Genomic DNA, 276 nt, shown 5'->3' on the forward strand with positions numbered 1-276 from the left:
ACGCGAGGCGGTGGTCAAGCTGCTGATGTGGGAAATCGGCAAGAACCTCAAGGACTCCGAGAAAGAGTTCGACCGCACCTGCGACTACATCGTCGATACCATCGAAGCGCTGAAGGAACTCGACCGCCACTCCAGCCGTTTCGAACTGGAACAGGGCACCCTCGGCCAGATCCGCCGGGTTCCACTGGGCGTGGCGCTGTGCATGGGGCCGTACAACTATCCGCTGAACGAAACCTTCACCACCCTGATCCCGGCGCTGATCATGGGCAATACGGT

Annotated in this window: 1 protein-coding gene; it reads left to right on the forward strand. The window is 60.1% G+C overall.

Annotated elements, in window-relative coordinates; translation table 11 throughout:
• On the forward strand, positions 1-276 hold a 276-nt coding region (locus tag ACLJNW_RS24865; RefSeq protein WP_410961312.1), incomplete at both ends, for an aldehyde dehydrogenase family protein.

This window comes from Salmonella sp. SAL4457 (assembly GCF_046548235.1).
GTDB classification, from domain to species: Bacteria; Pseudomonadota; Gammaproteobacteria; order Enterobacterales; family Enterobacteriaceae; genus Salmonella; species Salmonella enterica.